The 26018-nt window shown below is 70.4% G+C and carries 26 protein-coding genes; 13 read left to right on the top strand and 13 right to left on the bottom strand.

Translation table 11 applies throughout. From position 1 onward, the window contains the following. Positions 1-33 precede the first annotated feature (33 nt). A complete protein-coding gene (locus tag FHX37_RS21585; protein ID WP_246062489.1) occupies positions 34-594 on the bottom strand; it encodes a helix-turn-helix domain-containing protein in 561 nt (186 codons plus the stop codon). A 64-nt stretch (positions 595-658) separates the two neighbouring features. On the opposite strand from FHX37_RS21585, the gene FHX37_RS21580 reads away from it, so the two are divergent. Together FHX37_RS21580 and FHX37_RS21575 are read left to right on the top strand one after the other, a co-directional pair. Continuing rightward, positions 659-1336: an AzlC family ABC transporter permease gene (locus FHX37_RS21580; protein ID WP_141926120.1), complete on the top strand. Its 678-nt coding sequence runs from the start codon at positions 659-661 to the stop codon at positions 1334-1336. Further along, positions 1333-1656: an AzlD domain-containing protein gene (locus FHX37_RS21575; protein ID WP_141926119.1), complete on the top strand. Its 324-nt coding sequence runs from the start codon at positions 1333-1335 to the stop codon at positions 1654-1656. Before FHX37_RS21580 ends, FHX37_RS21575 begins: the two co-directional genes overlap by 4 nt. A gap of 60 nt (positions 1657-1716) precedes the next feature. Here FHX37_RS21575 and FHX37_RS21570 read toward each other — a convergent pair whose 3' ends face one another. After that, a complete protein-coding gene (locus FHX37_RS21570) occupies positions 1717-2064 on the bottom strand; it encodes an ArsR/SmtB family transcription factor (RefSeq protein ID WP_141926118.1) in 348 nt (115 codons plus the stop codon). 368 nt (positions 2065-2432) lie between these two features. On the opposite strand from FHX37_RS21570, the gene FHX37_RS21565 reads away from it, so the two are divergent. Further along, positions 2433-4025: an MFS transporter gene (locus tag FHX37_RS21565; RefSeq protein ID WP_141926117.1), complete on the top strand. Its 1593-nt coding sequence runs from the start codon at positions 2433-2435 to the stop codon at positions 4023-4025. A 70-nt stretch (positions 4026-4095) separates the two neighbouring features. After that, on the top strand, positions 4096-5829 hold the full coding sequence (gene argS / locus FHX37_RS21560; RefSeq protein WP_141926116.1) for an arginine--tRNA ligase: 1734 nt from the start codon (positions 4096-4098) through the stop codon (positions 5827-5829). Between the two features lie 115 nt (positions 5830-5944). On the opposite strand, the gene FHX37_RS21555 is transcribed toward argS, so the two are convergent. Next, entirely contained in the window at positions 5945-6445 is a 501-nt protein-coding gene (locus tag FHX37_RS21555; protein WP_141926115.1) for a hypothetical protein, read from the bottom strand. A gap of 460 nt (positions 6446-6905) precedes the next feature. On the opposite strand from FHX37_RS21555, the gene FHX37_RS21550 reads away from it, so the two are divergent. Further along, positions 6906-7523: a YceI family protein gene (locus tag FHX37_RS21550; protein WP_141926114.1), complete on the top strand. Its 618-nt coding sequence runs from the start codon at positions 6906-6908 to the stop codon at positions 7521-7523. Between the two features lie 26 nt (positions 7524-7549). Here FHX37_RS21550 and rbsK read toward each other — a convergent pair whose 3' ends face one another. Beyond that, complete coding sequence (rbsK, locus tag FHX37_RS21545; protein ID WP_281288334.1) at positions 7550-8467, bottom strand: ribokinase; 918 nt, start codon at positions 8465-8467, stop codon at positions 7550-7552. 55 nt (positions 8468-8522) lie between these two features. Next, entirely contained in the window at positions 8523-9308 is a 786-nt protein-coding gene (locus FHX37_RS21540) for an exodeoxyribonuclease III (RefSeq protein ID WP_141926113.1), read from the bottom strand. Positions 9309-9680: 372 nt separating this feature from the next. Between FHX37_RS21540 and FHX37_RS21535 the strand changes: the two genes are divergently transcribed. From FHX37_RS21535 to FHX37_RS21525, 3 genes are all read left to right on the top strand, one after another. Beyond that, positions 9681-10403: a response regulator transcription factor gene (locus tag FHX37_RS21535; protein ID WP_141926112.1), complete on the top strand. Its 723-nt coding sequence runs from the start codon at positions 9681-9683 to the stop codon at positions 10401-10403. Then, positions 10404-11822: a sensor histidine kinase gene (locus tag FHX37_RS21530; protein ID WP_141926111.1), complete on the top strand. Its 1419-nt coding sequence runs from the start codon at positions 10404-10406 to the stop codon at positions 11820-11822. Positions 11823-11922: 100 nt separating this feature from the next. Next, positions 11923-13125 (top strand): winged helix-turn-helix domain-containing protein, encoded by a 1203-nt coding sequence (locus FHX37_RS21525; protein ID WP_141926110.1) that lies wholly within the window; start codon positions 11923-11925, stop codon positions 13123-13125. 19 nt (positions 13126-13144) lie between these two features. Here FHX37_RS21525 and FHX37_RS21520 read toward each other — a convergent pair whose 3' ends face one another. Together FHX37_RS21520 and FHX37_RS21515 are read right to left on the bottom strand one after the other, a co-directional pair. Continuing rightward, a complete protein-coding gene (locus FHX37_RS21520; protein WP_141926109.1) occupies positions 13145-13471 on the bottom strand; it encodes a MerR family transcriptional regulator in 327 nt (108 codons plus the stop codon). An 81-nt stretch (positions 13472-13552) separates the two neighbouring features. Then, positions 13553-13981, bottom strand: coding sequence for an Hsp20/alpha crystallin family protein (locus FHX37_RS21515; RefSeq protein ID WP_141926108.1), 429 nt, complete (start codon positions 13979-13981; stop codon positions 13553-13555). Between the two features lie 369 nt (positions 13982-14350). Here FHX37_RS21515 and FHX37_RS21510 point away from each other — a divergent pair, with 369 nt between their 5' ends. After that, a complete protein-coding gene (locus FHX37_RS21510; protein WP_141926107.1) occupies positions 14351-14548 on the top strand; it encodes a hypothetical protein in 198 nt (65 codons plus the stop codon). Between the two features lie 102 nt (positions 14549-14650). On the opposite strand, the gene FHX37_RS21505 is transcribed toward FHX37_RS21510, so the two are convergent. Next, on the bottom strand, positions 14651-14917 hold the full coding sequence (locus FHX37_RS21505; RefSeq protein ID WP_141926106.1) for a hypothetical protein: 267 nt from the start codon (positions 14915-14917) through the stop codon (positions 14651-14653). Positions 14918-14979: 62 nt separating this feature from the next. Here FHX37_RS21505 and FHX37_RS21500 point away from each other — a divergent pair, with 62 nt between their 5' ends. After that, positions 14980-15555 carry a hypothetical protein gene (locus FHX37_RS21500; RefSeq protein ID WP_141926105.1) on the top strand — a complete coding sequence of 192 codons (576 nt, stop codon included), beginning with the start codon at positions 14980-14982 and terminating at the stop codon, positions 15553-15555. Here FHX37_RS21500 and FHX37_RS21495 read toward each other — a convergent pair. Together FHX37_RS21495 and FHX37_RS21490 are read right to left on the bottom strand one after the other, a co-directional pair. After that, the gene (locus FHX37_RS21495) at positions 15539-16681 is read right to left on the bottom strand and encodes an acetyl-CoA C-acetyltransferase (RefSeq protein ID WP_141926104.1); all 1143 of its coding nucleotides are present in this window, start codon (positions 16679-16681) and stop codon (positions 15539-15541) included. The genes FHX37_RS21500 and FHX37_RS21495 overlap by 17 nt on opposite strands. A 97-nt stretch (positions 16682-16778) precedes the next feature. Next, positions 16779-18812, bottom strand: a complete 2034-nt coding sequence (locus FHX37_RS21490; protein ID WP_141926103.1) for an MDR family MFS transporter — start codon at positions 18810-18812, stop codon at positions 16779-16781. Positions 18813-19026: 214 nt separating this feature from the next. Here FHX37_RS21490 and FHX37_RS21485 point away from each other — a divergent pair, with 214 nt between their 5' ends. Together FHX37_RS21485 and FHX37_RS23090 are read left to right on the top strand one after the other, a co-directional pair. Further along, entirely contained in the window at positions 19027-20169 is a 1143-nt protein-coding gene (locus FHX37_RS21485) for an acyl-CoA dehydrogenase family protein (protein WP_141926102.1), read from the top strand. 55 nt (positions 20170-20224) lie between these two features. Next, the gene (locus FHX37_RS23090) at positions 20225-20392 is read left to right on the top strand and encodes a hypothetical protein (RefSeq protein WP_170181674.1); all 168 of its coding nucleotides are present in this window, start codon (positions 20225-20227) and stop codon (positions 20390-20392) included. 44 nt (positions 20393-20436) lie between these two features. Here FHX37_RS23090 and FHX37_RS21480 read toward each other — a convergent pair whose 3' ends face one another. From FHX37_RS21480 to pdxH, 3 genes are all read right to left on the bottom strand, one after another. Continuing rightward, complete coding sequence (locus FHX37_RS21480) at positions 20437-22725, bottom strand: SpoIIE family protein phosphatase (protein WP_141926101.1); 2289 nt, start codon at positions 22723-22725, stop codon at positions 20437-20439. Positions 22726-23101: 376 nt separating this feature from the next. Next, positions 23102-23812: a metal-dependent transcriptional regulator gene (locus tag FHX37_RS21475; RefSeq protein WP_141926100.1), complete on the bottom strand. Its 711-nt coding sequence runs from the start codon at positions 23810-23812 to the stop codon at positions 23102-23104. A 246-nt stretch (positions 23813-24058) separates the two neighbouring features. After that, complete coding sequence (pdxH, locus tag FHX37_RS21470; RefSeq protein WP_141926099.1) at positions 24059-24724, bottom strand: pyridoxamine 5'-phosphate oxidase; 666 nt, start codon at positions 24722-24724, stop codon at positions 24059-24061. Positions 24725-24872: 148 nt separating this feature from the next. Here pdxH and FHX37_RS21465 point away from each other — a divergent pair, with 148 nt between their 5' ends. Next, a complete protein-coding gene (locus FHX37_RS21465) occupies positions 24873-25979 on the top strand; it encodes a citrate synthase 2 (RefSeq protein WP_141926098.1) in 1107 nt (368 codons plus the stop codon). Positions 25980-26018 lie beyond the last annotated feature (39 nt).

The raw sequence follows: 26018 nt of genomic DNA, 5'->3' as shown, positions 1-26018 counted from the left end.
CGGCCCCACGGCCCGGGCACCACCGCGCCCGCCTCAGACGTGCTCGCTCACCAGGACGGCCTGGGTGCCCGGTTCCAGCGCCTGGAACACGTGCGGCACGTCGCCCGGATAGAACATGTAGTCTCCCGGCGCGAGCTCCACCGGTTCACCGGCGGTCCCGACGAGCGCCCGTCCGGCACTGAGCACGACGTGTTCGGTGACGCCGGGCATGTGGGGTTGGGACTCGCGCGCCGGCCCCGGCTCGGCGGCGATGTGGTAGATGTCCCGGCGCGCGTTCGGGGGGCAGGCGGCCACCAGTACGGCCTGGTAGTTGGCCTCCGCGGCGTGCAGTGCCGCCCCCTCGCCGGCGCGGACCACGTGGGTGGTGGGGCGCTGTGGCCCCAGCAGCTGGGCCGGGGGGATGTCGAGGGCCACCGCCAGCGCCCACAGCGTCTCCAGGCTGGGATTGCCGGCGCCCGACTCCAGCTGGGACAGCGTGGACTTCGCGACGCCGGCCCTCCGGGCGAGCTCGGTGAGTGTCACTCCCGACCGGCTGCGTTCCCGCCGCAGCGCACTCGCGATGACGTCGAGCGGAGCCTTCCCGTCCTGCACCACGTTCACTCCAATGAACAAAAATCCGGTTTGACGAACACATCCTGGTGTGTTCATTATAAAAACCATGCGTACGTTATGGCGAACACTGGACCGTGGACTGCTGCGCACCACCGCGCTGGTGTGCCTCGCGGTCGGTGTCGTCGGCGTATCCTACGGCGCCACCGCCGTCACCTCGGGGTTCCCCGTCTGGTTCCCCGTCCTGGTGGGGGTGCTGGTGCTGGCCGGCTCCTCGGAGTTCCTGTTCGTCGGCATCCTCGCGGCGGGAGGGAGCCCGGTCTCGGCGGTGGCCGCCGGGGTTCTGGTCAACGCGCGGCACCTGCCGTTCGGTCTGGCCCTCGCCGACGTGCTCGGGCGCGGCTGGCGGCGCCTGCTCGGCAGCCACCTGATGAACGACGAGAGCGTCGTCCTCGCGCTCGGCCAGGAGGATCCGAGGCGCCAGCGGACCGCCTACTGGGTGTGCGGGCTGGGCATCCTGCTGTGCTGGCCCGCCGGGGCCCTGGCCGGCGCCCTGGCCGGAACCGCCGTCACCGACCCCGACACCTTCGGGCTGGACGCCATGTTCCCGACCGTTCTGCTGGCCCTGGTACTGCCGTCGCTACGGTCCCCGGAAACCCGGCGTTGTGCGCTTCTCGGGGCCGGGATCGCGCTGGCCGCGTCCGTGTTCCTCCCGGCGGGGCTTCCCGTGCTGCTGTCCCTGGTGGGTCTGGTCGCGACCGTGCGCCGCACGAAGGAGGAACAGTGAACGACCCACTCACGCTGGCGATCGCGGTCGCCGTGCTCGCCGGGGAGACGTTCGCCCTCCGGGCCGCCGGACCGCTGCTGAGGTCCCGCGTCACCGTCCCCGCCCGGGTGGAGCGGCTGATGGAGACGTCGGCGGCCGTGCTGCTCGTCGCTGTGGTGGCCACGACCGCGCTGACCGAGGACCAGGGCTTCGCGGGTTTCGCGCGCCCTGCCGGAGTGCTGGTCGGCGGGGTGCTGGCCTGGCGCGGGGCACCGTTCGTCGTGGCCGTCCTCACCGCCGCCGGCACCGCCGCCGGGTTGCGCCTGCTCGGCGTCCCCTGAACCGCCGCCAGCACGCGCCCCCGGCGGTCGGGGATCCCGGGATGGTGCTCATGGCGCCGGTCACGCCTCGGCGGTGCCCGTACCGGTCTCCTCCTGCGGCGGGTAGCGCTGGATCAGCCGCAGCAGCCCGGGGAAGCACACCTCGATGTCGTCCCGGCGCAGTTGCGCCATCCGGCTGTTGCCCCGGTCGACCTGCCAGATGAGGCCGGCCTCCCGCAGGACGCGGAAGTGGTACGTGCGTGTGGCCTTCGACACCGGCAGCCCGAACGAGGTGCAGTGCCGCTCGCACTGCGCCGGCTCCCGGGCCAGGGTGGCGATGACCCGGTAGCGCAACGGATCGCCCAGGGCGTTGGCGACGGTGCGCAGGTCCATCTCTTCCCGGAAAGGGTGGCCTTCCGCGTCAGGCAATCCAACTCCTCGGCAACCGACGTCCGCTCTGGGTCCTGTTTTTGGGCGCTGTTCGTCGCGAGCGGCGTCTCCGGTGCCGCCCGGCACGACCGGCCAGGGAGGCGGAGCGGACCCTCCGCCGACCGACGAGAACACCGCCGGGCGGTGCCCTGGGGCGACACGCACCAGGACAAGCGTTCGGAAACAGGGCCTAGACCCCGCTCGGTGGACGCTCGTTCTGCTGCGCTCCGCCCCAGCACCGCGCCGGACGCGCCGCTCGCGGCGAACAGCGTCCACCCAACAGGGCATAGGTTCTACTTGAATCATACCTAGACCCTGTGCCACCTTTAGGTACGAATTCATTCATACCTAAGGACCGGGAGTGCTCCGTGGCCACACAACACGACACACCACCGGACGCTGACACCGCCGCGTCCGGACGCGCGGCGCCACGCGCCGGAACCACACTCACGCTCGGCGCGGTCCTCCTCGCCGTGTTCGTCGTCCCCACGTCCATCTCCGGAACGGCGGTGGCCCTTCCCGCCATCGGCTCCACCACGGGTGCCGACCTCGTTCCCCTGCAGTGGGTGGTCAACGCCTTCAACGTCATGTTCGCCGGTTTCACCCTCGTCTGGGGGTCGCTCGCGGACATCCTGGGCCGGGTTCGGGCCTTCGCGGCGGGCGCGGCGGTGTACGGGGCCGCCTCCCTGGCCAGCGCCGTCGTCAGCAACGTGTACCTGCTCGACGCCGCCCGGGGACTGGCGGGACTCGGCGGAGCCGCGATCTTCGCCTGCGGCAGCGCCATCCTCTCGACGGTCTTCACCGGCCCCGCCCGGGCGAAGGCCTTCGCGCTGTTCGGTACCGTCGCCGGGATCGGCGTCGCGGTCGGCCCCTCGCTCGCGGGAGTGATCGTGGAGGCACTGAGCTGGCGCTGGGTGTTCGGCGCGCACGCCATAGCTCTGGCCCTGGTCCTGCTGGCCGTGCCCGTCATCGCCCGGAACACCCCCTCCTCCGGCCGGGAGGGGGCACGGATCGACGTCGCGGGAAGCGTCCTGTTCATCCTGGCGATGGTGCTGTTGACCACGGGGATCGTGCAGGGGTCGCAGTGGGGCTGGAGCAGCGGCGGAGTCCTCTCCCTCCTCGGCGGAACCGTCCTGGCACTGGTCGGCTTCACCGCCGTGGAGCGCCGACGCGCCCACCCGGTCCTCGACCTCAGCCTGCTGCGCGAACCGCGCTTCGTCGGGCTGTGCCTGGTTCCGGTGGCGGCGTCGTTCGGGTTCGTCACGATCCTGACCTACCTCCCCAGCTACCTGTCCTTCGTCGGCGGGTACGGCGCCGGCGCGTCCGGGCTGGCCATGGTGCTGCTCACGTTCCCGGTGTTCGCCTGCCCCTCCCTCGCGGCGGCCCTCGTCAACCGCGGAGTACCCGCGGCGTTGCTGCTCTACATCAGCCTCGCCTGCCTGGTCGCGGGAGACATCGCCCTGCTGCTGTTCGAGCCGGGGGTCTCCCTGGCGGTGGTGGCCCTTCCGATGCTGGTCACCGGTGCCGGCATGGGACTGTCCGCCGGTCTGGTCGACCGGCTCGCGCTGGACATCGCCGACGAGGAGAAGGCGGGCATGGCCGCCGGGTTCCTGAACACCCTGCGACTGGGCAGTGAGGCGATCGCCGTCGCCGTGTACGGTTCGCTGCTGGCGACGTTCCTCACCTCGCGTGTCGCGGAGGGACTCGGTTCCTACGACCGCACGGAGACGCCGGAGGCGATCGCCAACGAGGTCGCCGGCGGACACACGGGAGAGGCGGCCGCCAGCGCGGAGGGCGGGGCTTTCCACACGTTCCTCGTCGGCGCCTACGACGCCTCCTTCCACACGGTTCTGTGGGTGCTGGCTGCCATCTGCGCCGTACTCTTCCTGCTCATCGCCGCCCTGCTGCGCGGCGGCGCCCGCCCGGCGTCCGCGACCGGCTCCTCCGAGGGGACCCGGTGAGAACGGCCCGGACACCAGGGCCGCCACCGGACGGAACCGGTGGCTGTCCGGCGCCGATAGGCTGGCAGGCATGGCCGACCCGCAACACGTTCTCACCCAACGGGTCCAGTCCGCGATCGGCGCCGCGTTCGGCTCCGAGTACGCCGACACCGACCCCGTCATCCGCCCGTCGCAGTTCGCCGACTACCAGGCGAACGCCGCCCTGGCGCTGGCCAAGAGGCTGGGCCGCAAGCCGCGCGACGTCGCCGCCGACATCGTGGCGCACCTGGAGGCCGGCGACGTGTGCAGCGGGGTGGAGATCAGCGGCCCCGGCTTCGTCAACCTGACACTGGACGAGGACTGGATCGCCGGACGCGCCCAGGAGCTCCTCACGGACCCGCGGCTGGGCGTCCCCCGCCAGGAGAGCCAGAACATCCCGATCGACTACTCGGCGCCCAACGTCGCCAAGGAGATGCACGTCGGCCACCTGCGCACCACGGTGGTCGGCGACGCGCTGGCACGCGTGCTGGAGGCGCTGGGACACAACGTCGTTCGCCAGAACCACATCGGCGACTGGGGCACCCCGTTCGGGATGCTCATCGAGCACCTGCTGGACGTCGGGGAACACTCGGCCGAGGCCGAGCTGCTCACCACCGACCCGAACGCCTTCTACCAGGTGGCGAAGGGCAAGTTCGACTCCTCGCCCGAGTTCACCAAACGCGCGCGCGAACGGGTGGTGGAGCTGCAGAGCGGGGACGCCGAGACGCTGCGCCTGTGGCGGGAGCTGGTGGACCTGTCCAAGTCCTACTTCAACCGGATCTACGCGGAGCTCGGGGTCACCCTCACCGACGCCGACCTGGCGGGCGAGAGCATGTACAACGACATGCTGCCCGCGATCTGCGACGAACTGGAGAGCACGGGGGTCGCCGAGCTGAGCGACGGCGCGCTGTGCGTGTTCCTGGAGGGCTACACCGGCCGGGACGGATCACCGCTCCCGCTGATCGTGCGCAAGAGCGACGGCGGCTACGGGTACGGCACCACCGACCTCGCCACGGTCAAGTACCGGGTGGAGACGCTGCACGCCGACCGGATCGTCTACGTGGTGGGGGCGCCGCAGTCCCTGCACCTGCGGATGGTGTGGGACACGGCGCGCGCCGCCGGCTGGCTCCCGGAGAACGTGGAGCCGGTCCACGTGCAGATCGGCAACGTGCTCGGGGAGGACGGCAAGATCCTGCGGACCCGCAGCGGCCAGCCGATCCGGCTGATGGCGCTACTGGAGGAGGCAGTGGAGCGCGCCACCAGTGTGGTCGCCGAGAGCCGTCCCGACCTGGACGGGGAGAGCCGCGCCGCGATCGCGCGCGACGTCGGTATCGGTGCGGTGAAGTACGCCGACCTGTCGGTGTCGCACGACACCGAGTACGTGTTCGACTTCGACCGGATGCTCGCGCTGCACGGCAACACCGGCCCGTACCTGCAGTACGCGGCCGCGCGGATCAGGTCGATCTTCCGCAAGGGCGGGCTGGACCCGCGGGAGGCCACCGGACCGATCCGGCTGGGGGAACCCGCCGAACGGGACCTCGCCCTGGCACTGCTGGGCTTCGGTCCGGCGGTGCGCCAGGTCGGCGACACGCTGGAGCCGCACCACCTGTGCGGTTACCTGTTCGACCTCGCCCAGACGTTCACGTCGTTCTACGAGCGCTGCCCGGTGTTGAAACCCGACGATCCCGCGGTGCGGGACTCGCGGTTGGCGCTGACGGCGGCGACGCTGCACACGCTGGTGCGCGGACTCGACCTGTTGGGTGTGCGGGCGCCGGAACGGATGTGAACCCGCGCCCTGTTCGGTGGACGCTGCGTTCGTCACGAGCGGCGCCGGGGCGCCGCGCGGTGGGACGGGCGTCCACCGGGCCGGCCCCACCACCGCCGACCGGGCGACCAGCCGGTCAGCGGTGCGGGTGTCCGGGGTAGTTCCCGCCGCTGTCCGAGGGCTGGGGCTCGGGACTGTCGGTCTCACCGGGGTCGGGCCCCGGTGTGGGGGTCGGCTCCGGCGCGGATGTCGGTGAGGGGTCCGGATCGGGGCTCGCGCCGCCGCTGTCGTCCGGTGAGGAGCCGGAGGAGTCGTCGGTGGCGGGCGCGGAGCCGCCGCCGGGGCTGCTCTCCTCCTGGGTCTCCCGGGAGGGCGTGTTCTCCGGGGACTCTTCCTCCGGGGACGAATGCTGCGGGGAAGGGGTCTCCGCGACGGTGGTGCTGGAGTCAGCGGAGGTGTCCCTGTCCGGTTGGCCGCCGCGGGGGGAACGGCTGTCTGCGGGCTCGTCCGTGCCGAGGTCGCGGGACGGGGAGGCGTCCAGTCGCATCCGGGAGGGGAGATCGTCGGAGTAGGACGCGGTGAGCGCGACCGTCGCGCCCGCCGCCACGCCGACGGTGACCAGCGTCACTGTGATCATTCTCCGCCTGCGTCTTCTGCGTGCCTGCTGGTGCCGTGCGCTGCGGGACGGCCCGCTCGGCCGCCGCGAATCGCCGTTCATCGGGGGCCCTGACCTTCGGTGTGGGGAGGCTGTCGCCCGGGTGTGCGGCCGACCGCCGCTAGCACGGGGTGTGGAACCCGGCGCTGCCACAGAGTGCCAAAATCGGACAATAAGTACTTAAAGTATATATTACTTATAGTATATACACCTTACAACGACCCTGTTATGCACCGGCGCGAGCCGGATGCGCACGCACTTCGCCGCTGGTCCGCGTGAAAGGACGGCGAAAGCCACCCGTCACTACTCACCGGTTACATGGGAGAGGGGACCGGCAGCGGCGATCCCGCTCCGCCCGCCCCCTCCCACGACCACGTCGCCTACCTGCCACCAGCGAATGGGAAATTAGCCTTACAACGCACCAGAAGAGGGGGAAACAGACATGACTCCGATCGCGGGTGACGGTGCACCGGAGGGTCCCGCACCGGGGACGTGGCACCTCGACCCGGTCCACTCCTGCGTCATCTTCGTCGCCCACTACCTGCGCTTCGGCCGGGTCCAGGGGACCTTCGGCGACGCCAAGGGGATCGTGGTCGTGGGCGAGAACCCCACCAGCTCCAAGGTCGACGTCACGCTCAACGCCGCCAGTCTCAACACCGGCGTCCAGGCGCGCGACGCCCACCTGCGCTCCGCCGACTTCCTGGACGTGGAGAACCACCCGGAGCTGCGGTTCACCAGCACCGGCCTGGAACAGCGCGGCCGGAGCCAGCAGGCCTTCCTCATGCACGGGGACCTGACGATCCACGGGACCACCCGGCCCGTGACGCTCGAGTGCCAGTGGGTCGGCGAAGCCCCCGACTACAACAGCCCGCAGGACACCTACGGCCACTTCTTCGCCGCCACCACCCAGATCTCACTCAGCGAGTTCGGGGTCGGCGACGGCGGCCCGCTGCCGTGGGGAGGCCGCATGGTGGGTGACACGGTCGACGTCGTCCTGGAGGTGCGTCTGCAGAACAACGACCCCATCGACTTCCTCCGCCAGATCGGCCACGTGAGCTGAGGCCGCGCCGGCAGCGCCCAGCGGGCTCAGCCGCCCAGGGCCGTCTCGATCTCGGAGCGGTCCGGCATGGACGTACTGGCACCGAAGCGCTGGACCGACAGCGCCGAGGCGGCCGACGCGAACCGCAGCGCGTCCTCAGGCGCCCTCCCCTCGGCTCGGGCGACGGCGAACGCACCGCAGAACGTGTCCCCCGCCGCGGTCGTGTCCACGGCCTCCACCCGCTGCGAGGGAACGTGCAGCGGCTCGCCGCCGCGCCGCCCGTACAGCACCCCGTCCGCCCCGAGCGTGACGATCACCTCGGGAACGCGCCGCAACAGCTCCTCCAGCGCGCGGTGCGGCTCGGTCTCTCCCGTGATGGCGGCGGCCTCGTGCTGGTTCGGCACCAGCAGGTCGACCCCTTCCAGGAGCTCGGCGGGCAGTTCCCGGGCGGGGGCGGGGGTGAGCACGGTCAGCGCCCCCGCGGCGCGACCCGCGCGGGCGGCCGCGACCACCCCGGACATGGGGAGTTCGAGCTGCAGCAGCAACACGGAGCTGCCCTCCAGCAACCGGGCGTCACCCTCCCGTGTCGCGGTGACCGCGCCGTTGGCCCCCGGGACGACGATGATGGAGTTGGAACCGCCGTCCTCCACCACGATGTGCGCCACACCGGAGCTGCCCTCGTGCGTGCTCACCCCGGACACGTCCACGCCGCGCTCCACCAGGTTGGAACGCAGCTGTACGCCGAACGCGTCGTCGCCGACCGCTCCCAGGAACACCGGGTCGCCGCCGGCGCGGGCGGCCGCGACGGCCTGGTTCGCGCCCTTCCCGCCGGGAACCTGGCGGAACTCGCGTCCCATGACCGTCTCCCCCCGGGACGGGGCGGTCTCCACGTAGGCCACAAGGTCCATGTTGATGCTGCCGAACACCGCGATGCGCGGTACCGGTCCCGAATGCGCCGAATTCACACCGCCGAGATTACCCACACCTGTCCGGTACCGCCACGACGGAACCGTCCGGCGGTCAGTCCAGATCCACGATCACGGGGGCGTGGTCGGAGGGACCCTTGCCCTTGCGCTCCTCCCGGTCGACCGTCGCGCCGGTGACCCGTCCGGCCAGTTCCGGTGAGGCGAGGACGAAGTCGATCCGCATCCCCTTGCGCTTGGGGAAGGACAGCCCCTGGTAGTCCCAGAAGGTGTACACGCCCGGACCCGGCGTGTGCGGCCGGACCACGTCCGAGAAGCCGGCGTTGAGGACACTGGTGAACGCGTCCCGCTCCGGTTTCGTCACGTGCGTCTTCCCCTCGAAGGCGGCCATGTCCCACACGTCGTCGTCCTGCGGGGCGACGTTGAAGTCCCCGCAGAACGCGATCGGCGCCCGCGGCTCCGCGGACAGCCACTCCCGGCCGGCCACACCCAGCCGCTCCAGCCACCGCAGCTTGTAGTCGTAGTGCGGGTCGTCGACCTCGCGCCCGTTGGGCACGTACAGGCTCCACACCCGCACCCCGCCGCAGGTGGCGGCGACGGCGCGCGCCTCCGGGCCGGCCTCCTCGTCCCACGCCGGCTGGCCGAAGCTGGTGCTCACGTCCTCCAGCCCCACCCGGGAGGCGATCGCGACGCCGTTCCACTGGGACGTCCCGTTGTGCGCGACCTCGTAACCGAGCTCGGTGAAGAGTTCCATGGGAAACTGGTCGTCCCGGCACTTCGTCTCCTGCAGAGCGACCACGTCGGCGTCGCTGCGCTGCAGCCACGCGGCGATCCGCTCACCGCGCGCCCGGACACTGTTCACGTTCCACGTAGCGATTCGCATCGCAAGAACCCTACCGCACGCCCGTGCGCTGGGAATTCGAGGAGGTCAGCCCCACCTCGGGGATGGGGCGGCCCGGACGGGAAGCGCCGTGGGCACGCCGGAGGGTGCCGCCACGGAACACCACGGAATCCGCACGGCCGCCGCGGGCGTCCCCCGGCCCCGGGCCTCCCGTGGGAGGCAGCGTCGCGCTCCTCCGCGGACACGCCGCGTTCCGGCGGGACAACCGCCCGGCAGCCCCGCACGGCGCGCCCGGGAACGTCCGCAACGTGCCGGAACCGGCGGGTATCGTCCGCCAATCCCCCATGCACCTACGGCATCATGGGAGACAGTCGACCGGGACCGCCCGGCGCGTCCCCCACCAAGGTGAGAACGATGGCAGACTCCGCTACACAACACCACGTGCTCGTCATCGACGACGAACCCAACATCCGGGACCTCGTCCAAGCTGCGCTGCACTTCCACGGTTTCAGCGTGAGCACGGCGGAAACGGGAAACGAAGGTCTGTCCCTCGCCGACGAGCAGCAGACCGACCTCATCCTGCTGGACGTGCTGCTACCCGACGTGAGCGGCTTCGACGTCTGCAGGACGCTGCGGAAGTCCGGCAACGAGGTCCCGGTCATCTACCTCACCGCCAAGGACACCCCCACCGACACCGTCACCGGCCTCTCCCTCGGCGGCGACGACTACGTCACCAAGCCGTTCTCCGTGGAGGCGCTCGTGGCCCGGATACACGCGATGCTGCGCCGCAGTCGGAACACGCAGCCGGCCGTCTCCGACAACGACGATCCGGGAGAGCTGCGCGTCGCCGACCTGGAACTCAACGAACGCACGTGGAAGGTGCGCCGCGGGGGCGTCAACGTGGACCTCTCCCCCACCGAGTTCCGGCTGCTGTCGTACCTGATGCACCACCCGGACCAGGTCCTCACCCGCAGCCAGCTCCTGGAGAACGTGTGGGGCTGGGACTACGCGGGCCACCCGCAGATCGTGGAGACCTACATCAGTTACCTGCGGCGCAAACTCGACCCGCTGGGGTCGCCGCTGATCCACACCCAGCGCGGGGTGGGGTACGCGCTGCGGCCACAGAACGGAACCTAGATGCAGCACGTGCGGCTGCGCTCCCGGCTCCTGATCGGGCTCCTCAGCGTCACCGCGGTGGGGCTGCTGGTCACCTGTGTCGTCGGTTTCGTCACTCTGCGGAACTTCATCACCGACCGGTTGGACGCGCAGCTCTCCCTCGCCGCGGAACGCGCGACGGTGCGGTTGGACAACGACACCCCGCCGGTGGGTGTGGACGCGCCGAGCCCGTCCCCGTACTTCGTGGCGGTACTCGATCCCGACACCGGCGACATCAACCAGATCTACGGTGACACCGAACGCGAGGACGTCGTCCTGGACCGCATCGACGACCTGTCCCCCAGCGAGCTGGAGCGTTACAGCCGGACCGAGGACATCTTCGAACTGGAGGGGGTGGACTCCACGGTGGCGCCGCACCGCGCCACCGTGCGCCAGCACCGCGGCGAGATCCTCGTTACCGGCGTCCCCACCAGCGACCGGGAGGCCTACTCGTGGCAGCTCGTCCTCACCCAGCTCATCACGGCCAGCCTCCTGCTGGCCGGGCTGATCCTGGCGGGGCGCTGGCTGATCGGCCGCGGGCTGGAACCGCTCAGCCAGATGGCCACCACCGCGAACCGGATCAGCACCGGACCCGACCTTGACGAGCGCATGCCCGGTGCCGACACGCACAGCGAGGTCGGCCGTCTGGCGTCGGCCATCAACACCATGCTGAACCGGATCGAGCAGGCGTTCACCGCGCAGCGCGAGTCCGAGGAGCGCATCCGCGCGTTCGCCGCGGACGCCTCCCACGAGCTGCGCACCCCGTTGACGACCATCCGCGGCTACGCCGAGCTGTACCGGCAGGGCGCCCTCAACGCCGAGGGTCTGCCGGAGGCCATGAACCGGATCGAGCACGAGTCGGAGCGGATGAGCCGGCTCGTCGCCGAACTGCTCGAACTCGCCCGGCTGGACCGCACCGGTGCTCTGCAGCTGAGCGACGTCGACCTGTCCGCGGCGGTGCGCGAGACGGTCGCCGACGCGCGCGCCCGCGCCCCCGAACGCGAGGTCACGCTCGACGCGCCCGAGGGGGTGACCTGCGAGGCCGACGACGCGCGCGTCCGGCAGATCCTGGCGAACCTCCTCGCCAACGTCGACGAGCACACCTCCGGGGACACCCCCGTTGCGGTCCGGTTGCGCACGGAGGGGGACAACGCGGTCCTGGAGGTGGCCGACGAGGGGCCCGGCATGGGACCGGAGGACCTGCGTCGCGCCTTCGACCGTTTCTACCGGGGCAACCGCGCCCCGGGGGGCGGGAGCGGGCTCGGCCTGTCCATCGTGTACGCGGTCGTCACCGCACACGGCGGGGATGTCGACATCACCTCCACCCCCGGCGAGGGGACCGCGGTGACCGTGTGGCTCCCGTCCCGCAGCGGTTCCGCGGGCGCGGAGACGGCACAGTGACACCCGCTCCGGGGAAGACCGCGGGGCGGGAGGGCCGTCCGCCTGCGTCAGGAGCCGTCTGACGAACAGCGCCCCCGAACAGAGCCTAGACTCGGCGTCCATGGAGCCACCTCCCCACCCGAAACGGGACGCCGCCCTCTCCCGCTCCCAGGCTCGCCGGGTCGCGCTCGCCGCCCAGGGGTTCGCCGACCGCCCGCCCTCGGGCCCGCCCACCATGCGCCACCTGTCCCGCGTCATCGACCGGGTCGGCGTCATCCAGATCGACAGCGTGAACGTGGTCACGCGCAGCCAGTACCTGCCGGTGTACTCCCGGCTGGGAAGCTACGACCCGCGGTTGCTGGACCGGGCGGCGTCCGGCCGCTCCGGCCGGCTGGTGGAGTACTGGGCCCACGAGGCCAGCCTGGTCCCGCCGAGCACCCGGCGGCTACTGCGCTGGCGCATGGCGCGGGCCCACGAGAGGCCGTGGAGCCTGCTGGGCGGTGTCGCCGCCGAACACCCCGACCTGGTCGACGCCGCCCGGCAGGAGGTCAAGCGCCACGGCCCGGCGACCGCGCGTGAGATCGAACGGGCGCTGGAGCACGACGCGCCGCGCCCCACCGACCACTGGGGATGGAACTGGTCGCTCGTGAAACGCGCCCTGGAGTTCCTGTTCTGGTCCGGTGAGGTCACCGCCAACGGCCGCACCCGGCAGTTCGAACGCCGCTACGACCTCCCGGAGCGCGTCCTTCCGGCGGAGGTGCACCGGGCTGCGGACCCCGACCCGCACGAGGCCCGGCGCGAGCTGCTGCGTATCGCCGCACGCGCGCACGGTGTGGGCACCGAGCGGTGTCTGCGGGACTACTTCCGGATCGGCGCCGCGGAGGCGTCCCGTGCCGTGGCGGAACTGGTCGAGGCCGGCGATCTGGTCCCGGTCACGGTGGAGGGCTGGAACCAGCCGGCCTACCTCCACCGGGAGGCCCGCGTCCCCCGCCGTGTGGAGGCGCGGGCGCTGCTGAGCCCGTTCGACTCGCTGGTGTGGGAGCGGGAACGCACCGCGTCCCTGTTCGGGTTCCGCTACCGCTTGGAGATCTACACTCCCCGCTCCCAACGCGTGCACGGCTACTACGTCCTGCCGTTCCTCCTCGGGGAGAACCTGGTCGCGCGGGTGGACCTGAAGGCCGACCGCGCGGGCCAGACGCTGCTGGCGCGCCGCACCACGCTGGAGGACGGCGCCCCGCGGGAGACCAGGGAGGCCCTGGAGGCCGAGCTGGAGCGGATGGCCGACTGGTTGGGGTTGTCCGGCGGGGTACGGGTGGAGGGCTGACCGGCGGTACGGATCTCGCCTACTCCGTGCGCCGGTGCTGCTCCAGTTCGGCGATCCGCTGCCGGAGCTGGCTGATCAGCGCCGCGTCCCGCTCGACGCGCATCTCCAACTCGACGATGCGGGTCGCGGCCGCCACCGGCATCCCCTCGTCGAGGAGCTCCCTGGCGCGGGCGGCCAGCTCGAGCTGGTGCCGCGAGTAGCGGCGGTGGCCCCCCTGGGAACGCGAGGGGGCGAGCAGCGCCCCCTCCAGACTGCGCAGGAACGCCTGCTGCACACCGATGATCGCGGCAGCGCGCCCCATGCTGTAGGCGGGATAGTGTTCGTCGTCCAGCCTGCCCCGGTTCATCGTGATTCTTCGCCGCTCCTCTCACACGACTCGTGCCCGGGCGCCGCCAATGGTAGCCGCACCCGGGCGTGGCCGGCGGAGTCACGTGACGTTCGAGCTCAGCTCCTGGCGCTTGTCGCTCGGAGTGACACTGATCTTGCGCGGTTTCGCGCGCTCGGCCACCGGGATCCGCAGCGTGAGCACCCCGTTCTGGTAGTCCGCGTCGATCTTCTCCACGTCCAGCCCGTCGCCCAGGGTGAGCTGGCGGACGAAGGAGCCGCGCGGCCGCTCGGAGACGAGGAACTGGGTCCCCTCGGCGACTTCCGGGCGCTCGGCGCGCACGGTCAGCGTGCTGTTCTCCACCGTGATGTCGACGCTGTCCGGGTCGATCCCGGGAAGGTCGAACCTCGCCACGTAGTTCTCGCCCTCCCGCTCGACGTCCATGGGAGCCATGCGGGGCCCGCGGGTGGCGTTGACCATCTCGTTGGCGAGGTTGCTCAGGTCATGGAAAGGGTCGAACCGCAGCATCATCGCCTACGACACCTCCTTAGCGTTCAACCAAGCTAAGTTCCATCGCTGACACCTACAAATTTATAGTACTGACTACAGGTTTTCAAGGTGGCCAAGGGAAAATTTTTTGGTGCAGCCCTTCGAGCCCGAAAGCCGGAGGCGACTCCGACCCCACAGCGCACCGCCGCCGACCGCCACCCTCCCGGCCCCACAGGACACGGACGGAGATCCCGCCACCCACGCGTGACACGGCCGCACCACATACCCCGAGACCGCACCCCCGCATCATCCGTTTCGCTACTTAACGTTTCATTTTGGATACAAAGGGTCATATGTGTGGTGAGACGGCCGTCCGTGCACACGAGCAACACACACGGAGGAAACACCACTATGCGCCGCACCACGAAGATCGCCGGAACGGTTCTGGTCAGCGTCGCTCTCCTCGGCCTGGGCTCCGCGGGGGCCGCCGCCAACGCGCACTCCGGCTCGGAGGCCTACCAGGCCTGCATCGAAAAACAGCAGACGTCCTCGCTGCTCGCTGTCAACCTGGACCTGCTCAACCAGTGCATCGCCAACTACAACGACTGACGCGCGCCTCCCCGGCCAGGACCCCTTCGACCGTCGGGGCCCTGGCCGGTCCTACCCTATAGTAACTTTTTGGACCCATCCACACACATAGCGCATTGTTCGCTATCTTCCGGAGCCGTGCCGACACACCAGCACGAACTCCCTCTCGGACTCTTCCGCTACGAACCGGAGCTGGCCGCTGTTCTCGCGCGCGACGTGCTCGGCGCCGACATCCCGCCACACGCCGAAGCCGCGCTCGCACCCGGAGATCCGACAGAACGCCGACCCGCCGGGTACCGCGCCGGTGGTGTGGTCAAGCTCTACGACGAGGACCGGGTCGTGCAGGTCATCGCGGTCGGGATCCAGCTCAGACCCGACGACGGCAAACACTGGTCCTGGCCGGCCCACCTGCTCACCGCACGCCCCGGCACACGTGCCCAACCGCGCTCCTGGTGCTGTGCCCGCACGAGCGCACCGCGCGGCGGGCCGCCCGCCCCATCGACACCGGACACCCCGGTTTCGTGCTGGAACCGCTCGTGCTGGGACCGGACCCGGAGCTGGCGGTGCTGTCCGCGATATTGCCCGCGGCCGCCCGAAACCACCTGGAGAAACTGTTGGTAACCGGAACCGGGGAGTACAGGAGCGGCTTCGCCCAGCGGCTCGGCGCCCGGGGGTTGTCCGAAGGCAGGGCCGAAGCCGCGCGGGAGGACGTGCTCGCGGTGCTGGAGACGCGCGGGATCGCGGTGTCGGAGGAACGTCCGGTCCAGGATCCTGGAGTGTCGGGACGTGGAAAGCGCGGCGGACCTGTTCGGCTGAGCCCCGGGAAGCGGCCCCGGCCCCGGGGCGTCGCCGCGACGATGGCGGGCGTCGGGCAGGGCGGCCACACGCCGGGCGCAGGCCCTGGCACGGGAGGGCGGCCCCTTCACGGTGCGGACGGCGCCTCCGGTACACACCCCCGCGAGCGGGGCCGCACGACCGGAGGCATCGCGCCGGCCCCGCCCGTGCGCCGGGTCACACCCGTTCGATGATGGTGACGTTGGCCTGGCCGCCGCCCTCGCACATCGTCTGCAGACCGTACCGGCCGCCGGTGCGGTGCAGTTCGTGCACCAGCTTGGTCATCAGGACCGAGCCCGTGGCGCCCAGGGGGTGGCCGAGCGCGATCGCGCCGCCGTTCGGGTTGACCGTCTCCGGGTCGGCACCGAGCTCGTCCAACCACGCCAGCGGCACCGGGGCGAACGCCTCGTTGATCTCGGTAACGTCGATGTCGCCGATCCCCAGACCGGACTTCTCCAGCGCGGTGCGCGTCGCCGGGATGGGAGCTGTGAGCATGTACACCGGGTCGTCGCCCACGAGGGACAGCTGGACGACGCGGGCCAGCGGGGTCAGGCCGTGCTCGGCGACCGCGCGTTCCGAGGCGATCAGCACGGCGCCGGCACCCACCGAAACCTGGCTGGCGACGGCGGCGGTCAGCTCCCAGCCCTCCCGGATGGGCTGGAGTTCGGCCATCTTCTCCAGGGTGGTGTCCGGGCGGACCCCCTCGTCCTGTTCCACGCCGGCGATGGGGGCGATCTCGGTGTCGAACCGGCCGGCGTCGCGCGCGGCACCGGCACGGCGGTGGCTCTCCAGCGCGAACCGCTCCAGGTCGTCGCGCTTGTAGCCCCACTTCTCACACATGAGCTGGGCGCCGCGGAACTGGGAGATCTCCTGGGTGCCGTAACGGTCGGTCCACCCGTCGCCGAACAGGGGGAGCCCCTCGTCGATGGCGAACTTGGCGTTGGCGCCCATCGGAACCATGCCCATGTTCTCCACCCCCGAGGCCAGCACGAGGTCCTGGGTTCCGGAGAGGACGCCCTGCGCCGCGAAGTGGACGGCCTGCTGCGAGGAGCCGCACTGCCGGTCGATGGTCACCCCGGGGGTGCTCTCCGGCAGGCCGGCGGAGAGCCACGCGGTGCGTGCGATGTCCAGTGCCTGGGGGCCGACCTGGCTCACGCAGCCCATGATCACGTCCTCGACCGCCGCCGGGGGGACGCCCGTGCGCGCCACGGTCTCCTTGAGAACGTGCGCTCCCAGTTCTGCCGGGTGGACGCCGGCGAGGGCGCCCTTCTTCGTCCCTACCGGTGTACGAACGGCGCCGACGATGAATGCCTCAGCCACGGTTGCCCTCCTGAACGAACCACGATCGACCGTATTTGACCGAATCGTATTCGGTTCAGGCGTGGAAGGCGAGAGCGGGGGGTGCGGAAACGCGGCGTCAGGAGGAGCCGCGCCGGCGCGGCTCCTCCATGATCCCGGCGTCGCGCTCCTCACCGAGCGTTTCCCGGCACACCCCCTCCAGCAGCGTGACCAGCTCCGGGTGCTCCCGGGGGGAGTACTCGGAGAGCAGCTCCTCCAGTGCGGTGCGCTGGGCCTCGAAGAGGCGGCGCGCCACGTCGCGCCCCCGCTCGTTCAGTTCCCACGTGGGAGAGCCGTCCCGCAGCAGGCGGGCATCGAGCAGCTCGTCGTGCACCTCCTCCAGGCGCTCGCCCGAGGCGCCGGACATCTCGGCGAGGTCGCGCGCCGTGATGGGGCCCGCCGTGCCCAGGTGCGTCACCACCCAGCTAGCGGCGGCCGACAGCTCCACCTCCGCGGCCGCGGCGAGGCGCCGGTACATGTGGCGCGGCCCCTCCCGGCCCATCGCGTGGAAGAGGGCCCGCTCCACCTCGGCCAAGGGCTGACGGTCGGCGCGCACCGGGGCGAGCGCCTCGTCCAGGTCGGTCTCGGTGATGGTCCTGCGCAGCGGGATCTGTTTCAGGAACAGGGCGAACACGAACGCCGCGGCGGCGACGGGGACCGCGGACAGGAACACGGTGTCCACCGCGTCAGCGTAGGCGCTGAGGAACGCCTGCTGTGCCTGCGGCGGGAGCTGGCCCAGGGCGTCCGGGTTGTTCTGCAGGTCCTGCGGGTCCATCCCCACGGGGACGTCGGTCTCCGCCAGCCGCTGGGTGATCTCGGTGCCGATGCGGGCGCCGAACACGGCACCGAAGACGGAGGTGCCGATGGCGCCCCCGATGGAGCGGAAGAAGGTGGCCGCCGAGGTCGCGGCCCCCAGGTTGCGGTAGTCGGCCGCGTTCTGCACCACGACCACGACCACCTGCATCGTGAGGCCCAGCCCGCTTCCCAGCAGGAAGAGGTAGACGCTCATGGGGGTGAAGGGGGTGTCGGGCCCCATGGTGGACAGCAGGTACAGGGCCACGGCGACCAGGGCGGACCCGAGGATGGGGAAGACGCGGTAGTGGCCGGTCCGGGTGACGAGTTGGCCGCTGCCGATCGAGCACAGCAGCATGCCGGCCACCATCGGCAGCATGTGCATCCCCGAGGCGGTGGGCGAGTAGCCGTGCACGATCTGGAGGAAGAGGGGGATGTAGGCCATCGAGCCCATCATCGAGAAGCCCACGGTGAAGCTGATCAGGGCGGCGACGACGATGACGGGGTTGGTGAACAGGGACAGCGGCAGGACCGGGTCGGGGGCCCGCCGGGCGCTCAGCCACCACAGCGCGCCGAAGACCAGGGTTCCCGCCGCCAGAGCGAGGACCTGCGGGGAGGTCCAGGCGTAGCTGGTCCCGCCCCAGGCGGTGAGGAGCACCAGGCAGGTCGAGGCCGCGGCGACCATCGCGATGCCGGCGTAGTCGACGGCGCGCCGGTGGGAGGCTGTGGTGACGGGCAGGACCGCCAGCAGGACGACGAGGGCGATGACGCCCAGTGGCAGGTTGACGTAGAAGACCCACCGCCAGGAGAGGTGGTCGACGATGAACCCGCCGATCAGCGGCCCGGCCACGCTGGCGACGCCGAAGACCGCGCCGAAGAGCCCCATGTAGCTGCCGCGGCTGCGCGGGGGCACCACGTCGCCGATGACGGACTGGGCGAGCACCATGAGACCGCCACCGCCCAGCCCCTGGACGGCGCGGAACAGGATCAGGTGGCCGAAGCTCTGCGCGAGTCCGCACAGGGCGGCTCCGAGGAGGAACAGGACCAGACACAGAATCAGGATCCACTTGCGGCCGAACTGGTCGCCCAGTTTGCCCCAGAGCGGGGTGGTCGCCGTCACGGCCAGCAGGTAGGCGGTCACGACCCAGGAGATGTGGTTGAGGCCGCCCAGGTCGGCGGCGATCCGGGGCATCGCGGTGGCGACGACGGTCTGGTTCAGCGCGGCGACCAGGACCGCGAGGAGCAGCGCACCGATGATCACCGCGAGGTGCGGCTCCCGCTGGCTTCTGCGTTTGCGGTACTGGGATGCGTGCTTGGCCATCACTGCCCGGTCCCTGCTCGTGTCCGGCACGGGGGGTTCCCCGCCGCTTGTGGCGCGAGAGTAACCGCGTCGTGTCCCGTGTCCGCCCCCGCCGCGCGGGGATGGCTGTTGTTTTACACGGAGATGACCCGTGCAAAACCGAACGAAATTCGGTTACGCTGGGCGCGCGTTCCGCCCCCGGAGCCAACCCAGCGCGAGCGAATGGAGCCTGATCATGCAGCGGGAGTTGTTCGACAAGGACCACGAGCTGTTCCGCGAGTCGGTGGCCGAGTTCCTCAACCGCGAGGTGGTCCCCTACCACGACGAGTGGGAGAAGGAGGGGATCGTCCCGCGCGAAACGTGGACCAAGGCGGGAGAGGTCGGGATTCTGGGTCTGGGCGTGCCGGAGGCCTACGGCGGATCCGGCACCGACGACTACCGGTTCAACGCCGTGGTCACCGAGGAGATCTGCCGCGTACACGCCAGCGGCCTCGGGTTCCCCCTGCAGAACGACATTGTCGCGCCCTACCTGGTGGGACTGGCCACCGAGGAGCAGAAGGACCGCTGGCTCCCCGCGTTCTGCAGCGGCGAGCTGATCACGGCCATCGCCATGACCGAGCCCGGCGTCGGCAGCGACCTGCAGAACGTGCAGACCACGGCGGTACGCGACGGCGACGAGTACGTCATCAACGGGCAGAAGACGTTCATCACCAACGGGATCAACGCCGACCTGGTGCTCGTGGTCGCCAGAACCGACCCCGACGCCGGGGCGCACGGCATCTCACTGTTGGCGGTGGAACGCGGCACCCCCGGTTTCGAACGCGGCCGCAACCTGGAGAAGATCGGGCTCAAGGCCCAGGACACCGCGGAACTGTTCTTCAACGACGTCCGGGTTCCCGCCGCCAACCTCGTCGGTGAGGAGAACCAGGGCTTCATCTACCTGATGAACAACCTGCCCCAGGAGCGGCTGTCGATCGCGCTCTCCGCCACCGCCGGCGCCGACCTGATGCTCACCGAGACCATCGAGTACTGCAAGAACCGCACGGCTTTCGGACGTCCGATCGGCAAGTTCCAGAACAACCGTTTCCTGCTCGCCGAACTCGCCACCGAGGTCGACCTCGCCCGCACCTACGTCGACCGGGCGATCACCCTGCTCAACCGGGGGGAACTGAGTATCGAGGACGCCGCCAAGGCGAAATGGTGGACGAGCGAACTCAGCAACAAGGTGATGGACCGGTGCCTTCAGCTCCACGGCGGGTACGGGTACATGATGGAATACCCCGTAGCCAAGGCCTGGCAGGACGCCCGCATCCAGTCGATCTACGGCGGCACCACCGAGATCATGAAGGAGATCGTGGGGCGTTCACTGGGCTTCTGAACCGTGACCGCACCGGCCGCGCCGCGCGGCCCCCGGCGGAGGAAGAGGAGAACGGATGAGCGGCGCGTGGGACGGCCTGATCGTCCTGGGACTGTTGGTCCTCCTGCTGGTGATCGGGGTGCGCAAGCTCCGCGGCAGGGTGTACATCCCCTGGGCGACCAGCGGCCTGGTCGTGTTCTTCATCTTCGTCGTGCTGCTGCTGTGGGCGTGGTCCTGGCGATAGGCGCGGTGTGTCCCGGCACCATGGTGCCGGGACGGCCGGGACGGTTAGTCCGCCTTCATCGCGACCTCGAACCACACGGCCTTGCCGTCGGGGGTGGGACGGGACCCCCACCGGGACGCCAACTGGTCGACGAGGTACAGCCCCCGGCCGCCCTCGTCGTCGGCGCCCGCGCTGCGGATCCGCGGCAGCCGCAGGTCCCGGTCGAACACCTCGACCCACACCGACGAGGCCCCGCGGCGGAGCCGCAGGAGGAACTCGGTCGGGCGCTGCGACGCCGGTTCCCCCGTGTCCTCCTGCAGTTCCTCCAGTAGGTCCGACCAGTCCTCGTCGAACTCGTCCGCGCCGTCCCCACCGGGCAGGTCCGGCTCTCCCCCCGGCTCGGTGGTGCGCTCCGCCTCGTCGTCCTCGCCGCTCTCGTCCCCAGTGGGCACGTCCGTACGCCCCGGGTTCGGCGCGGCGTGCACCACGACGTTGGTGACGATCTCCGAGACCAGCAGGCAGGCCAGTTCCGCCTGGCCGCGGTCCATCCCCCACTCGTCGAACGTGCTGGCGGCCAGGTGTCGGGCCTCCCCCACCGTGGGCGCCTGGGCCGGGAACCACCCCTCCCGCATGGCCAGTTCCTCCGGATGGGAACGGACCACGAGCAGCGCCGTGTCGTCGTGGGTATCGCCGGGGACCGCGGTCACGGCACTCTCGGCGATCTGTTCCACGTCCTTGTCGGCGACCTCCCGCACCCGCTCGTGCAGCTGGTCCAGGGACCGGCGGATGTCCACCGCCTCCCCCGCGGGTTTGCGGTCCACCAGACCGTCGGTGTACAGCAGCAGGGTGGCGCCGGGAGGGAGCGTGAGGTCGGCCTGCTGGTAGACGGCGTCGTCGTAGGGGATACCGCGCGCCTTCACCCCGAGGAGCGTGTCCGATACCTCCAGGGCCAGCTCGGCCACGTTCCCCTCACTGATGAGCAGCGGCGGCGGGTGGCCGGCGTTGGCGTACGACAGCTCCCGCGACCAGGCGTCGTAGACCATGTACAAGCAGCTCACGCTGGGAACCCATGTCCCGCCGTCCCCGTCGGGGCGGCCCAGCATGCGCACCCACTCGTCGAGCTCCCGCAGGATGTCGCCGGGTTCCCGGTCGGCCTGGGCGAAGGCCCGCAGTGCCGCCCGGAGCTGGCCCATGACCGCGGCGGCGTGCGGCCCGCGCCCCTCGACGTCGCCGACCACGATGCCGACCCTCCCCGCCGACAGCGGGATGACGTCGTAGAAGTCTCCCCCGACCTGGGTCTGCACCCCGTGCCCGTGCGTCTCCAGCGGGGTCGCGGGCACGTACCGGTGCGCGATGGAGAGGCCGTCGAACTGGGGGAACGAGCGGGGCAGGAGGCTGTTCTGGAACGCCAGCGCGGTGCTGCGCTCCTCCTCGAACAGGCGGGCGTTGTCGATCGCCAGCGCGACCCGGGAGGCGACCGTTCCGGCGAGGTCCCGGTCGTACCCGTCGTAGTGCGCCTTGTCCCGCGCGGAGAGGTGGGACAGTGCCAGGGTCAGCACGCCCAGCAGTTCCCCGCGGGCGCGCAGCGGCGCGGCGATCGCCGACGTCAGCCCCACCTGTTCGGCGGCCCACGCGGCGCTCTCGGAGGTGTCGTCGTCCCCGCGCGCCGGGTCGCCGGCGACCAGCGTCTCCATGCGCCGCAGTGCGGTGCGGACGAAGTGCCGCGCCGGGTAGCGCACCTCCTCGCCGACCTCGAACCACGAACCGGGGGGCGGTTCCCAGCCCTCGGCGTGCACCGAGACGCGGCGGACCAACCGGTCGTGGTCGAAGAGGTCGATGAAGCAGTGGTCGGCGAACTGCGGGACCAGGGTCTCGGCGACCGAGGTCATCGTGGAGTCGAACTCCAGCGAACCGGCGAGCCGGTTCCCGATCCGGTCCAGCAGGCCATACTGCTCCTCCACACGGCCGCCGCCCATGGCCTCGTGCGCGAACAGCGCTATGCCGTCGATCGTGCCCGACGGGTCCCGCGTCGGCACCGCCTGCAGGCGGATGTGCAGCCATGTCGCGTCACCGCGGACGAAGGCGAACGTGCCCTCCCAGGTGCCGCCGTTGAGTACCCGCCGCGCCAGTTGGATCGCTCGCTCGTGCTCGGACTCGTGGATCCCCAGGTCGATCAGCGAGGCTCCGACGTAGTCCCGCCCGCTGACGAAACCGAACAGTTCCTGAGCGAACGAGTTCCAGTAGCGGAGATGACTGAACCGGTCCACGACGAGGACAGCGATCTGCGCCTGCTCCAGGACAGCCGCCTCCGCCCGCACGTCGCTACCGCAGGAGTCTCCCCCCCACCGTCTCATCGGTGATCTGGGCCGGATACCCCGTCCTTCCAATCAGGCAGAATCGCCCTCACGAATTCGAACACGAGTTCACTCTCTGCTGCTATGCGGGATACCGGCGGTGAGGACCGGCCTGCCGTCGCGTCCGGCCTCCCGCGGCCGGGAAAGGTGTTCGCTCCCGCCCTTCCGGGAGCACTGCCGCCCCCCGGAACGCCACCTGTCGACTGGGAACCGTCGGTGCTGCCGAAGCGGAACGTGCACCGGAAAGCCGCTTCCTCCCCCCGAAGCTCGGATTGCCCCTGCCTCGCAACGAGCGTAGCAACGGCTGGCGCGTATCCGCAGAGCATTACGCCATTTCACGGCGGTTGACATGCGGCGAAGGCGCCGCACCATGGGCTTACGGTTTCGTGACGAAAATATGGCTGGCGATGTTCCGAGGGAGCTCGCTGGACTCGCCATCCTCGCTACCACCATCAATCACCCGAACGCCGTCCTCACCGGCGAGCAGCCGCACTTCCGTCTCCGGTTGTACCCCGGCGCGCTTCAGAGCGAGCATAATGTCGGTGTCACTCTGCAGCTGTTCGCTGATACGCCGCACGACCGCGGTCACCTCGGTCGACCCGACCACCTCGAGCATCGAGACGATCTCGTCGTTGGTGATCGGCTCGGTAACGGAGTCGATCGGCCCCAACGAGTCGAACCCGGGGATCGGGTTGCCGTGGGGACACACCTCCGGCGCGTCCAGTACCCGCATCAGCCGCTCCTCGACCGCGTCGGATATCACGTGCTCCCAGCGACACGCCTCCACGTGCACGTCCTCCCAGGGGAGAGCGATCACGTCCACCAGGAGGCGCTCGGCGAGGCGGTGCTTGCGCATCACGTGCGTGGCGAGTCTGCGGCCCTCGTCGGTCATCAGGAGGTGACGGTCGTTCTCCACGCGCAGCAGGCCGTCGCGCTCCATCCGGGCGACCGTCTGGCTCACCGTGGGTCCGCTCTGCTGCAGGCGTTCGGCGATCCGCGCCCGCAGCGGCACGATGCCTTCCTCCTCAAGCTCGAAGATCGTCTTGAGGTACATCTCCGTGGTGTCGATCAGCCCATGTGCGGTCACGTGCTCCCCCTCCCCTCGTGGGCCCGTTGAGAGCTGGTAGCGGCTGGACTCTCAACACAGACCAGTGGCGGTAGATTCCTCGCCGACCCGGCGACGCTGGCCACGCCGACCGGCCCGCACGCCCCTGGCCGCGGGAGCGGCCACCGATGCGTTACATAATAGCGTGGCGGCGTGCCTCCCACTGCCGTACGGGGCGGGGCGGATCGGGGGTCGGCGACGAACGGTCCCCTCCGTGACACGCGATGTTCACGGGGAGAGCCGGTCCACCCTCCACGTCCCGTCGACAGCGTTACCGGCGACCAGCAGGTAGCGGAATCGATCATGCATTCGATTGGATCCACCCTGCCAGAATTCCACTTCCGAACAGACGATACGAAACCCGCCCCAGTACGGGGGACGGGGGACCTCGGTCCCCTCCGGCCACCGTTGGGCCACGCGCGCGTAGCGCTCGTTGAGCTCCACCCGGTCGGTCACGGGCTCGGACTGGTGTTCGCTCGCCCAGGCGGCGATCTGCGAGCCGTACGGGCGGGAACGGAAGTAGGCGTCGTTCTCTTCCGCACTGAGAGGTTTTGCACGACCGGACACGATGACCTGTCGCTGCGCCGCGTGCCACGGGAATGTGACGCTGACCTGGGGATTCTGGAGGACCGCCCGGCCTTTCGGGGAATGGCGGTTCGTGAAGAAGCACAGGCCGCGACGGTCGTAGGCTTTGAGGAGGACCGTTCGCGTCCGGGGGGTTCCCAGCGGGTCGACCGTCGCGAGCACCATCGCGTTCGGTTCGGCCAGACCCGAGTCGTGCACCTGTGTGAACCAGATGTGAAACTGCTGCATAGGGTGATCAGCCAGATCTACACGGCACAACGGCGTACCGTCGTACGGTTCCCGCAGCTCAGCGGGATCACAATGGTTCACAGTGGTGCATCCTCACATGGTCTGCGGGGTAAGCGCCACCCGGCGGCGGTAGCACACTAACGACACCTCACGTGTCACCGAAATATCCCCAAACGGTTCAATGGATGCACCCCATTTTCCATGGACCGAGAAGACGGAGGAAGCCGGTATGTCGGACTTCAAACCCGGGCTCGAAGGAGTCGTGGCGTTCGAGACCGAGATCGCCGAACCGGACAAGGAGGGCGGTGCCCTCCGGTACCGGGGAGTCGACATCGAGAACCTCGTCGGCCGCGCGAGCTTCGGGCGCGTTTGGGGGCTGTTGGTCGACAACAGTTTCAACCCCGGACTTCCCTTCGCGGATCCCATCTCTCTCCCGGTAAGCACCGGCGACGTCCGTGTCGATGTGCAGAGCACGCTGGCGACCCTGGCTCCGCGCTGGGGCTTCAAACCGTTGCTCGACATCGACGAGCAGGAGGCGCGCGACAACGTGGCCCGGGCAGCCTCCGCCGCTCTCTCGGTTATCGCGCAGTCCGCGCGCGGTGACCAGCCGGCCGTCCCGCAGAGCCGGGTTGACGAGGGCAGGTCCGTCGTGGAGCAGTTCATGATCCAGCTCCGCGGGGACCCAGACCCGCGACATGTCAAGGCCGTGGACGCCTACTGGACGTCCGCTGCCGAGCACGGGATGAACGCGTCCACGTTCACGTCCCGTGTCATCGCCTCCACCGGGGCGGACGTGGCCGCCTCGCTCTCCGGCGCGGTCGGTGCCATGTCCGGGCCGCTGCACGGCGGTGCCCCGGCCCGCGTGCTGCACATGCTGGACGAGACCGAACGCATCGGGGACGCGCGGCAGTTCGTACGCCAGGCGCTGGACCGCGGCGACCGGCTCATGGGCTTCGGCCACCGCATCTACCGTGCGGAGGACCCCCGCGCCCGCGTGCTGCGCCGCACGGCCCAGGAACTCGACGCCCCGCGCTACGAGGTGGCCGCGGCGCTGGAGAACGCGGCCCTGGAGGAGCTGCACGCCCGCAAGCCGGACCGGGTGCTCGCCACCAACGTAGAGTACTGGGCCGCGGTGGTCCTGGACTTCGCCCAGATCCCCTCCGACATGTTCGTGTCGATGTTCACCTCCGCCCGGACCGCGGGGTGGTCGGCACACATCCTGGAGGAGAAGCGCACCGGGCGGCTGATCCGGCCCAGCGCCCACTACACCGGGCCGGCGGCGCGCGACATCAAGGAGGTCGAGGGAGCCGATGAGGCGCTAGCCCAGGGCGTGTAACCCACCCCTTCCCCCACGGAGCACACCGGAGAAGATCCC

This window comes from Haloactinospora alba (assembly GCF_006717075.1).
Lineage (GTDB): Bacteria > Actinomycetota > Actinomycetes > Streptosporangiales > Streptosporangiaceae > Haloactinospora > Haloactinospora alba.
The sequence above is the reverse complement of the archived record's forward strand: the minus strand, read 5'-3'. Positions and strand labels throughout refer to the sequence as shown.

What these genes read in the sequence shown, in the direction of transcription:
- FHX37_RS21580 (WP_141926120.1), top strand. Translation starts at nt 659, where the DNA reads ATGCGTACGTTATGGCGAACACTGGACCGTGGACTGCTGCGCACCACC.
- argS (WP_141926116.1), top strand. Translation starts at nt 4,096, where the DNA reads ATGGCCGACCCGCAACACGTTCTCACCCAACGGGTCCAGTCCGCGATC.
- FHX37_RS21555 (WP_141926115.1), bottom strand. Translation starts at nt 6,445, where the DNA reads ATGATCACAGTGACGCTGGTCACCGTCGGCGTGGCGGCGGGCGCGACG.
- FHX37_RS21550 (WP_141926114.1), top strand. Translation starts at nt 6,906, where the DNA reads ATGACTCCGATCGCGGGTGACGGTGCACCGGAGGGTCCCGCACCGGGG.
- FHX37_RS21540 (WP_141926113.1), bottom strand. Translation starts at nt 9,308, where the DNA reads ATGCGAATCGCTACGTGGAACGTGAACAGTGTCCGGGCGCGCGGTGAG.
- FHX37_RS21535 (WP_141926112.1), top strand. Translation starts at nt 9,681, where the DNA reads ATGGCAGACTCCGCTACACAACACCACGTGCTCGTCATCGACGACGAA.
- FHX37_RS21530 (WP_141926111.1), top strand. Translation starts at nt 10,404, where the DNA reads ATGCAGCACGTGCGGCTGCGCTCCCGGCTCCTGATCGGGCTCCTCAGC.
- FHX37_RS21525 (WP_141926110.1), top strand. Translation starts at nt 11,923, where the DNA reads ATGGAGCCACCTCCCCACCCGAAACGGGACGCCGCCCTCTCCCGCTCC.
- FHX37_RS21520 (WP_141926109.1), bottom strand. Translation starts at nt 13,471, where the DNA reads ATGAACCGGGGCAGGCTGGACGACGAACACTATCCCGCCTACAGCATG.
- FHX37_RS21515 (WP_141926108.1), bottom strand. Translation starts at nt 13,981, where the DNA reads ATGATGCTGCGGTTCGACCCTTTCCATGACCTGAGCAACCTCGCCAAC.
- FHX37_RS21510 (WP_141926107.1), top strand. Translation starts at nt 14,351, where the DNA reads ATGCGCCGCACCACGAAGATCGCCGGAACGGTTCTGGTCAGCGTCGCT.
- FHX37_RS21490 (WP_141926103.1), bottom strand. Translation starts at nt 18,812, where the DNA reads ATGGCCAAGCACGCATCCCAGTACCGCAAACGCAGAAGCCAGCGGGAG.
- FHX37_RS21485 (WP_141926102.1), top strand. Translation starts at nt 19,027, where the DNA reads ATGCAGCGGGAGTTGTTCGACAAGGACCACGAGCTGTTCCGCGAGTCG.
- FHX37_RS23090 (WP_170181674.1), top strand. Translation starts at nt 20,225, where the DNA reads ATGAGCGGCGCGTGGGACGGCCTGATCGTCCTGGGACTGTTGGTCCTC.
- FHX37_RS21480 (WP_141926101.1), bottom strand. Translation starts at nt 22,725, where the DNA reads ATGAGACGGTGGGGGGGAGACTCCTGCGGTAGCGACGTGCGGGCGGAG.
- FHX37_RS21465 (WP_141926098.1), top strand. Translation starts at nt 24,873, where the DNA reads ATGTCGGACTTCAAACCCGGGCTCGAAGGAGTCGTGGCGTTCGAGACC.